This is a genomic window from Ruegeria sp. AB8 (assembly GCF_056542605.1).
In genome coordinates this window covers 122,821-130,842 of record NZ_JBQGAB010000016.1, presented here as the reverse complement: position 1 = coordinate 130,842, position 8,022 = coordinate 122,821, and the positions used below count along the sequence as shown (strand labels likewise).

The window sequence follows — 8,022 nt, the reverse complement described above, 5'->3', positions numbered from 1 at the left end:
GCGGCTTACCGTGAGACTTGGGAAAGAAGGGCTCAAGACGCGCCATCTGCGCGTCGGTCAACCAGAAAAGATCAGACATGGTCACCGCTCGTTTTTCAGCCGTGAATCATGCCGACCGCTGGAAATCAATGGGTCCTGACCCTAAGCAAGTCACCATGCTTTTTCGAAGGAATCCCATGGTTTCAGAGCGGATTTTTCGCAGTAAAGTTAACGCCAAAATTGCATGACCTCATGACAAGCTGGAAACCGCCTGCGGTCAAATGAGGGAGCCTGCATATTTCCAATGCAACTCCAAAAAAAAGAAAATGCTGTTCCGGTCATGAGATCGGAACAGCACACTCGTTACCAGGTACATTTCCGAAGATGCAGTAGACTCACAACTTTCAGCAAATAGGCCTACTACTTGCAGACCGCGATATTTCAACGAACATCATAAGGGATGAGTTGTCCAAGCACCGAGAAATTCTCGTGTTTTGTTCGTTTCAGCTGTTCCAATTGATGTAAACCGGAAACAAAGAAGCAAATGACCGCCGAACTGTCAACATATTCAGCTTCTTCACCGATTCGGCGCACTCTATTTGAACCAATTCACTAAAGTTTTGACGCCCAACTCAGATTGTATGGTCGTCACAGTTCTTAAGCCCGTATTGCACGTTTATCTCAATATTCGCGGCTAATCAGCCTTCACAAGTGCGGCAGCTAATTTCGTTGACGCACTCATACAGACTTTTAACCAGCAGTGGAGATTCATCCTCGATAAACAGTAATTGGTGGAAGCCATTTACTCGCGCTGGAAAGCTGCCCCATCACGCGCCTTAATGTGTTTCTGATAGGCATCCTCACCGCGAATTTGGCGCACCCGCTTGGGCCACCTTTTGCGGAAACGCCATTGGGTAGGGCTGATTGGGTCGATGTATTTGATCTTCATTCTAAGGGCCATTGTGTGCTGTCCGTGTGTGCTGTTTGCGTTATGCGACACACTCGAAAAATGCTGAATGCCCTTGTTTGTAAGGCCAAAAACTAACTGATCAAGCTAGTTCTGGTGCGGTCGAGAAGACTCGAACTTCCACGGGTGTTACCCCACAGCGACCTCAACGCTGCGCGTCTACCAATTCCGCCACGACCGCACTGCCAGTGACTTGGTAGGGGGCGTATAGACGCTGATGAAGACGTTGTGAAGAGGCAAAAGACACCTGTTTGAAATCCCCTGCCCTCTGCTTATCTAATCAACCAAACCGACTACAGGATTCCCGCGCAGGAGCTCTCGATGACAACATCCGATCCCCGTCCCGTTGTTCAGATCGACATCATTTCGGATGTGGTATGCCCATGGTGTATTGTGGGATTTCGTCAGCTTGATCTTGCTTTGCAACAAACAGGTGTGCTTGCCCGTCTTCGGTGGCATCCGTTTGAGCTGAACCCCGCCATGCCGCCGGAAGGTCAGAACCTGAGAGAGCATATTGTCGAAAAATACGGCTCGACACGTGAACAAAGCCAGCAGGTACGCGAACGGCTGACAGCGCTAGGGGCTGAGCTTGGATTTACCTTCAACTTCAACGATGACAGCCGGATCGTGAATACCTTTGCCGCACACCAATTGCTGGATTGGGCAGAACATGAGGGGCGTCAGCATCCGCTGAAACTGGCTCTGTTTGATGCCTATTTCACGCAACAGCAGGATGTCTCGGACATTGATGTATTGATGCAGGTCGTCCGAGAGGCAGGTTTGCCCCCTGACGCGGCACGGGACGCACTGGCTGGCGGCACCCACGCGGCTGCCGTGCGAGAAAAGCAGCAATTCTGGACAAGCCGGGGTATTTCAGGTGTTCCGGCTATGGTGTTTGGGGGCAAGTACATGCTGACCGGCGCTCAGGGTCAGGACACGTATGCTCAGGTATTGCAGCGATGCCTGTCCGAAGCCGCCTGACCCCTTTTCCCTGACCCCAGTGCAGGATAAGAGGCCGGTATGGAATGGAAGATCACCGAAGGGCTGACCGAATACGAAGACGCCGTGGCCTTCATGGAGGCGCGCGTGGCCGCGATCGCCTCGGGCGACGCGCAGGAGTGTATCTGGTTGCTGGAACATCCCCCGCTTTACACGGCGGGGACATCCGCGCGTATTGAGGATCTGACCGATCCGGAACGGTTTCCTGTTTACCAAAGCAAACGCGGCGGCGAATACACCTATCACGGACCAGGCCAGCGTGTGGCCTATGTCATGCTGGATCTCAACAAGCGTGGCCGGGATGTGCGCAGGTTTGTGAAACAGCTGGAAAACTGGGTGATTTCAGCACTGGCCGAATTCAACGTCCGCGGAGAGATCCGCGACGGTCGTGTCGGCGTCTGGGTGCGGCGGGATGACAAGCCGCTTACCGTTACGGGCCAGCCTGCCGAAGACAAAATTGCGGCCATTGGGCTACGCCTGCGGAAATGGGTCAGTTTTCATGGAATTTCGATCAATGTCGAACCTGATCTTGATCATTTTTCGGGCATCGTACCGTGCGGCATCACCGAATATGGGGTGACATCCCTTGTCGATCTGGGGCTGCCGGTGACACTGGCGGATGTGGATTCTGCCCTCCAGAGAACCTTTGACGACGCTTTTTCTGCGGGTGATTCCTGACCGATCGGCCGGTGGCAAGGCGCCTATTGCCCAACATGCAGTGACAATCACCGACTCCTCTGGCATCTGTTTCCCGGTCAGTGGGTTCATTAACTATTATTACCCACATTTCCGGTGATATTTATGCAAAGTTTAATTCTGGCCGATACAAAGAAGACGTTAACGAGTAGTATGAGTTCACCGTTCTAAAGTGAGTGGTATGTTAACCGGTGATCACGGGCTTGCCCGGAGAATCCGAATATGTGTTTGGTTACGAGTCTGCCGTTCCGACCCCAAATCGGAACGGCAATTCTCATTAAACGCATGTTTCACTGATGTCCAAAGCGGGAAGATGCGGGACAGCATTGGTCAGTTCGCTCCAACTCCAGCGTTGCGTGCGTAATCCCAAATCGGTCTTTCAGGCTCTGCCTGATCCTTGATCTGACGGCCCCGGCGTCGGACCAGGACGCCTCGTCTACAATCACATGTGCGGTCAGCGCCGGTTCGCACTCCTGCATGCTCCAGATATGCACGTGGTGTACGGCGGTTACGCCTTCGGCCTCTTCGATGGCCGTGGCAACCTGTTCCGGCTCCAGATCGGGGGGCGCCCCCAGCATGAGAACCCGGATCGTTTCACCGATCTCACCTTTGACATGCCAAAGGATGTAGACCGAGATCATGATCGTGACTGCGGGATCGACCCATGTCCAATCAAACACAATGACGGCTGTTCCGGCGATAATCACGGCAACAGACCCCAGCGCATCCGCCACGTTGTGCAGGAAGGCTGCCCGGATATTCATACTCTCCTTGGCCATTGAGTAGGTCAGTGCCGCAGTGATGAGGTCGACGACCAAAGCAATCCCGGCAATCCAGACGACAATCCAGCCATTGACCGGTTCCGGCTGGATGAACCGCGTGACACCTTCATACATCAGGTAGACGGACAGCACGATCAACGTTGTGTAGTTGATCAGCGCTGCCACGACCTCGGCCCGGCCATACCCGAAACTCATGCGCGGGTCGGCGGGTCGGCGTGCGATCTTGCGGGCGAAAAAGGCGATGACCAGCGCTGCGGCATCCGACAGGTTGTGCAGCGCATCGGCGATCAGCGCGAGCGAGCCGGACAGAATGCCGCCGACAATCTGCGCCAGTGTAAGGAACAAATTGACGGCGATTGCCCAGGCGACACGGGCATCTCCGGCCTTTGGGTCGATGTGATGATGGTGGCTGTGACCAGAGTGCGAGTGCTGATGTGCCATGTAAAGAGCGCCTGTTGTTTCGGTTCTTAAAGCAATGTAATTCCTCTAGTAACTAGAGGTTCAAGTGGCAGGCCAATAAAATGTACTCAATCGGTGATTTGTCCCGCCATACCGGGGTCAAGGTTCCCACCATCCGATTTTACGAAGAAAAAGGGCTGTTGCCCAAACCTGCGCGCACAGCCGGGAACCAGCGGCGGTATGATGCGGCTGCGCTGCGGCGCTTGCAGTTCATCCGCCACACGCGCGATCTTGGGCTGCCCCTTGCCGAAGTCGAAGCTCTACTGACCCTGGAAGGCGCGCAAGGGGATGACCTGAACCGCGCGCATGACATCGCCGAGCGTCAACTGGCTGACATCCGCGACCGGATCGCACGTCTGGCCCGGCTGGAAAAAGAACTGGCCCGCATCACCAAAGCATGTGACGGGCATCATGATCATGTCTGTGCCGTTCTGCATGCATTCGGGGATCATGACACCTGCGATGGGGCGCATTAGAGTCAGGTCAGAGATGCGCGAATTTTCTCGGCATGTTGGGCGATGAGGTCGAAATCACCCATATTTCCCGGCGGGCGCATCGAAACGCCCTCGTGCCGAGGCAGGACATGGAAATGCAGGTGGAAAACCTCCTGTCCGCCTGCGGCTTCGTTGAACTGCTGAATGGTGACGCCGTCCGCGTCAAAGGCCGCCTTTACCGCCCTCGCCATTTTCTGCACGGTCGCCATTGCAGCAGCCAGTTGCTTGGGTGAGGCATCCAGAACGTTTCGGCACGGTGTTTTAGGTATGACCAGAAGATGACCGTCCGAGCGTGGCATAATATCCATGAAGGCAAGCGTGTCATCGTCTTCGTAAACACGGGTCGCTGGGATTTCACCACGCAGGATCTTGGCGAAGATGTTGTCATTGTCGTAGCCCGTCATGGCATTTCTCCCGATTTGGTGCTGCTACCCGTTCTGCGACCCAACCCGCCGGGGGTCAAGCACGGAAACGGGAACCGGCCGACCTCTTGAAAACCGTACTGCAATAGCCAGATAGCAGGCACCACCGGGTCAAAAATGTCGTGGAAGCCTCCTGCCCGCGACAATTAATCTTGATCCAGATCAAACTCGACCATTGAAGGTCGTCCCCTCGCAATCTAAAACCAGCAGGAATCCCGCGCGTTGGAGAGGTCCGACTGCGCGGTAGTGTTGTAACAGGAGGCACCTAAATGGCAGACGCAGCCATTCATGGTCACGAGCATGAAGACAATCGCGGTTTCTTTACCCGCTGGTTCATGTCGACCAACCACAAGGACATCGGGATTCTCTACCTGATCGTTTCGGCTCTGGCCGGTCTGATCTCGGTTCTGATGACCGTCTACATGCGGCTTGAACTGATGCACCCCGGTGTTCAGTATATGTGCCTGGAAGGCTTCATGGCCGACCCGTGCACACCCAACGGACACCTATGGAACGTGATGATCACCTATCACGGTGTTCTGATGATGTTCTTCGTGGTCATCCCCGCCCTGTTTGGCGGATTTGGCAACTATTTCATGCCGTTGCAGATCGGTGCACCGGACATGGCCTTCCCGCGGATGAACAACCTGTCCTTCTGGCTGTACGTCGCGGGTACCTCGCTCGGTGTGGCTTCGCTTCTGGCTCCGGGCGGCAACGATCAGGCCGGTTCGGGCGTGGGCTGGGTTCTGTATCCGCCGCTGTCGACGACCGAGGGCGGCATGTCCATGGACCTTGCGATATTCGCCGTGCACGTATCGGGCGCCTCCTCGATCCTCGGCGCGATCAACATGATCACCACCTTCCTGAACATGCGCGCCCCGGGCATGACCCTGTTCAAGGTGCCGCTGTTCAGCTGGTCGATATTCGTCACTGCATGGCTGATTCTGCTGTCGCTGCCGGTTCTGGCAGGCGCGATCACCATGTTGTTGATGGACCGCAACTTTGGCTTCACCTTCTTTGATCCGGCCGGTGGCGGTGACCCGATCCTGTATCAGCACATCCTGTGGTTCTTTGGACACCCGGAAGTGTACATCGTGATCCTGCCTGGTTTTGGCATCATCAGTCATGTCATCGCGACCTTCTCGCGCAAACCGATCTTCGGCTACCTGCCGATGGTTTGGGCGATCATCGCGATTGGTGTTCTGGGTTTCGTCGTTTGGGCGCACCACATGTACACCGTTGGCATGTCGCTGCGTCAGCAGGCCTACTTCATGCTTGCCACGATGGTCATCGCGGTTCCGACAGGCGTTAAGGTCTTCTCGTGGATTGCGACGATGTGGGGCGGTTCCATCGAGTTCAAGACACCGATGCTGTTCGCCTTCGGCTTTCTGTTCCTGTTCACCGTCGGCGGTGTGACCGGCGTTGTACTGTCACAGGCGGGTGTGGACCGTGCCTATCACGACACCTACTACGTTGTGGCGCACTTCCACTATGTGATGTCGCTGGGTGCCGTGTTCGCGATCTTTGCCGGTGTCTACTTCTACTTCAGCAAGATGACGGGCCGTCAGTACTCGGAATTCTGGGGCAAGGTTCACTTCTGGATGTTCTTCATTGGCGCCAACCTGACCTTCTTCCCGCAGCACTTCCTGGGCCGTCAGGGTATGCCGCGCCGCTACATCGACTACCCCGAGGCATTTGCCCAGTGGAACTTCGTATCGTCGATCGGCGCGTTCATCTCGTTCGCCTCGTTCCTGCTGTTCTTCGGCATTGTCATCTACGCCCTGCTGCGTGGCGCGAAAGAGACACGTCCGAACCCGTGGAACGAATACGCGGATACGCTGGAATGGACCCTGCCGACGCCGCCGCCCGAGCACACGTTCGAGCAGCTGCCCAAGCAGGAAGACTGGGACAAGGGCCACGCCCACTAATCCCTGAAAACATCACTGCAAAGCCCCGCCCGTTCCGGCGGGGCTTTTCTTTTGAAAGCTTCCGACATTTGGGGAATATCGCCAGAAGGCCAAAAATCGGCTATTCTGTTTGCGGTTGGTCATCCGGCAATCCGGAGGTACGCAATGCCCGAAATTGATTTCTGGTTCTCAATAGGTAGCACTTACAGTTTTCTGACGGTGATGCGTCTGGATGAATGGTGTGCAGAACATGATGCGACGGTGCATTGGAAACCGTTCAACGTGCGAACCATCATGTCCGAACAACAAAACATTCCATTTGCCGGAAAACCCACAAAATCAGCCTACATGTGGCGGGATATCGGACGGCGCGCGGCAAAGTACCGGCTTCATGCCAAGCTGCCTGCCCCTTACCCGATTTCCGATCTTGCCCTTGCCAATCAGGTCGCCCTTCTGGGCATGCGCGAAGGCTGGGGCAAGGACTTTACCCAGAACCTCTATCGCATCTGGTTTGAAGATGGCGTCGAAGCAGGCAGCGAAACTGCCCTGTCTGAGGCCCTGTTCAGATGTCAGCAGGATCCGCGCCTTGCACTGTCCCGCGCGCGCAGCCCGGAAATCTCGGAGGCGCTGGAATCCGAGACCAAGAACGCCACCCAGCTAGGCGTTTTTGGCGCCCCGAGCCTCGTCGTGCGCGGTGAGGTGTTCTGGGGCGATGACCGGCTGGATGATGCATTATCGTGGGCGCGTGTCGGCCACGTGATCTGATCTTTTGGCCATCGACTCCGGGTGTCGATGCGCTATTTTTTCACCATGCCCTATCAATGGACTCAGACATCAGACACAGAGCAGGAATTGCGCCTTTGGCCGCATAATTCGCTGCCGCCCCGCTGGGCAATGCGGGTCATCCTGTTGGTGTTTGCCTTCGGGCTTATCCCGATGCTGGCGGTGCTGGGGTCGGTGCTGCTGTGGGGGCTGCTTCCTTTCATGCTACTCAGCGTTCTGGGCCTGTGGCTGGCCATTCAGACAAACTACCGCGCCCGCAGCGTCTTTGAGGTTCTGACGCTGAGCGGCAGCCAGGCCCGTCTGGTGCACCACCACCCCCGAACCGGTCGTCAGGAATGGAAGTGCAACCGATATTGGGCCCGGCCTGAAATGCACCAACGCGGCGGGCCTGTTCCACATTACGTCACCCTGACCGGCGACGGCCGCCAGGTGGAAATCGGCTCATTTCTGTCCGAGGAAGAGCGCATCGCGCTTTATGACGAGCTGATACAAAAACTGCGCGAACCTGTCGCGCAGCAATTGGCGCAGTAAACG

At 55.9% G+C, this 8,022-nt stretch carries 9 protein-coding genes, 1 tRNA gene and 1 pseudogene; 6 read left to right on the top strand and 5 right to left on the bottom strand.

From position 1 onward, the window contains the following. The 3 genes and pseudogenes from ACR0CG_RS17090 to ACR0CG_RS17080 all read right to left on the bottom strand — a co-directional run. A pseudogene (locus tag ACR0CG_RS17090) lies at positions 1-79 on the bottom strand (IS5/IS1182 family transposase); the annotation flags it as partial. Positions 80-781: 702 nt separating this feature from the next. Then, positions 782-940 carry a hypothetical protein gene (locus tag ACR0CG_RS17085; RefSeq protein ID WP_480526466.1) on the bottom strand — a complete coding sequence of 53 codons (159 nt, stop codon included), beginning with the start codon at positions 938-940 and terminating at the stop codon, positions 782-784. 100 nt (positions 941-1,040) lie between these two features. Next, a tRNA-Leu gene (locus ACR0CG_RS17080) sits at positions 1,041-1,127 on the bottom strand. Positions 1,128-1,267: 140 nt separating this feature from the next. On the opposite strand from ACR0CG_RS17080, the gene ACR0CG_RS17075 reads away from it, so the two are divergent. Both ACR0CG_RS17075 and lipB read left to right on the top strand, forming a co-directional pair. Then, a complete protein-coding gene (locus tag ACR0CG_RS17075; RefSeq protein ID WP_480526464.1) occupies positions 1,268-1,927 on the top strand; it encodes a DsbA family oxidoreductase in 660 nt (219 codons plus the stop codon). Between the two features lie 39 nt (positions 1,928-1,966). Beyond that, the gene (lipB, locus tag ACR0CG_RS17070; RefSeq protein WP_480526462.1) at positions 1,967-2,623 is read left to right on the top strand and encodes a lipoyl(octanoyl) transferase LipB; all 657 of its coding nucleotides are present in this window, start codon (positions 1,967-1,969) and stop codon (positions 2,621-2,623) included. A gap of 308 nt (positions 2,624-2,931) precedes the next feature. Here the strand turns inward: lipB and ACR0CG_RS17065 are convergent, their stop codons facing one another. Beyond that, on the bottom strand, positions 2,932-3,864 hold the full coding sequence (locus ACR0CG_RS17065) for a cation diffusion facilitator family transporter (RefSeq protein WP_480526460.1): 933 nt from the start codon (positions 3,862-3,864) through the stop codon (positions 2,932-2,934). 80 nt (positions 3,865-3,944) lie between these two features. Here ACR0CG_RS17065 and ACR0CG_RS17060 point away from each other — a divergent pair, with 80 nt between their 5' ends. Continuing rightward, the gene (locus ACR0CG_RS17060) at positions 3,945-4,358 is read left to right on the top strand and encodes a MerR family transcriptional regulator (RefSeq protein ID WP_170616409.1); all 414 of its coding nucleotides are present in this window, start codon (positions 3,945-3,947) and stop codon (positions 4,356-4,358) included. Positions 4,359-4,360: 2 nt separating this feature from the next. Here ACR0CG_RS17060 and ACR0CG_RS17055 read toward each other — a convergent pair whose 3' ends face one another. Further along, complete coding sequence (locus tag ACR0CG_RS17055; protein ID WP_480526458.1) at positions 4,361-4,780, bottom strand: HIT family protein; 420 nt, start codon at positions 4,778-4,780, stop codon at positions 4,361-4,363. A gap of 287 nt (positions 4,781-5,067) precedes the next feature. Here ACR0CG_RS17055 and ctaD point away from each other — a divergent pair, with 287 nt between their 5' ends. From ctaD to ACR0CG_RS17040, 3 genes are all read left to right on the top strand, one after another. Beyond that, a complete protein-coding gene (gene ctaD / locus ACR0CG_RS17050; RefSeq protein WP_170806142.1) occupies positions 5,068-6,726 on the top strand; it encodes a cytochrome c oxidase subunit I in 1,659 nt (552 codons plus the stop codon). 144 nt (positions 6,727-6,870) lie between these two features. After that, a complete protein-coding gene (locus tag ACR0CG_RS17045) occupies positions 6,871-7,470 on the top strand; it encodes a 2-hydroxychromene-2-carboxylate isomerase (RefSeq protein ID WP_170676584.1) in 600 nt (199 codons plus the stop codon). 45 nt (positions 7,471-7,515) lie between these two features. Continuing rightward, positions 7,516-8,019, top strand: a complete 504-nt coding sequence (locus ACR0CG_RS17040) for a DUF2244 domain-containing protein (protein ID WP_480526472.1) — start codon at positions 7,516-7,518, stop codon at positions 8,017-8,019. The last annotated feature ends 3 nt before the right edge of the window (positions 8,020-8,022 follow it).